Genomic DNA, 963 nt, shown 5'->3' with positions numbered 1-963 from the left:
TAAGCATCTCAATTCGAGGAAAACATGACTTATCCTGATTGGCGAGCCTATCAAGAGGCCGCGGCAGAAGTCTTTCGACGCCTTGGATGCAATGCCCAGGTCGATTACCGCGCGAAAGGCGTCCGTGCGTCGCACGACATTGACGTGTATGTAACCTTTATGCGTTCGGGTATCCTTTGTACCTGGGTAATCGAATGCAAGCTTTGGGCAAGTCGCGTGCCCAAGGAAAAGGTGCTCGCACTCAAGAGCATCGTCGACGATCTTGGTGCCGATCGCGGCATCATGATCAGTGAAGCAGGGTTTCAGCCCGGCGCCCAAGATGCTGCGCGTGGAACGAATATCACACTGGTGACGTCACTGGAAGATTTCGCCCTCACGGCAATAGCTGCTGCGTCGGAGGTTCCGCTTACGCTAAATGGTCAGGAAGAGGGGGCGGCCATCTATCAGTTTCCGGAAAGAGCTGAACCGCAGGATTTGCTCTTGCACGGTGAATTCATCACCACCGCAAACTGGGCGGGACGCAGTATTTCGATTGTCAATCCGTCTTCCAAGGCGATTGTGCGGACCATCGATCTGGATAAATACGAAACAATGTCTCCGCAAAGTGGGGCACGGGAGATTCAGGGCCATCCCCCTGGGAGCTTGGCTATTGCGGACGGCCGCCTGTTTGTGGGCCAGGTCTTCTCCGACGTGATTCTCGTCATTGATCTAGCAACGCATGCCATCGTTAAGAGGATCGCTGTGCCCGGCGGTGGCGAGGGGCAGCTCGCGGTGTCACCAGACGAAAAGACCGTCTATTTCGCCAGCAATCATCTGAATCAGTTCTACATTATCGATAGTGCAACGTATGCGCTAACGACCGTTGCATATCCAGCCGGTGGTCATGGCTGCATGTCGCTGCTGAGGCATCCGGTGCGGCCCCTCCTTTATATTGGCATCCAACGAGGTGGGCATATTGAAGGA

At 54.8% G+C, this 963-nt stretch carries 1 protein-coding gene; it reads left to right on the top strand.

Features of this window, described 5'->3' with window-relative positions; translation table 11 throughout:
• Window positions 1-24: 24 nt before the first annotated feature.
• A partial coding sequence (locus U4012_RS35545) for a restriction endonuclease (RefSeq protein WP_321804545.1) occupies window positions 25-963 on the top strand: 939 nt, incomplete at its 3' end.

Source organism: Burkholderia sp. BCC1988 (genome assembly GCF_905339895.1).
Taxonomy (GTDB): Bacteria; Pseudomonadota; Gammaproteobacteria; order Burkholderiales; family Burkholderiaceae; genus Burkholderia.
Note: the sequence above shows the minus strand (reverse complement) of the source record. Positions and strands in the feature narration are given on the sequence as shown.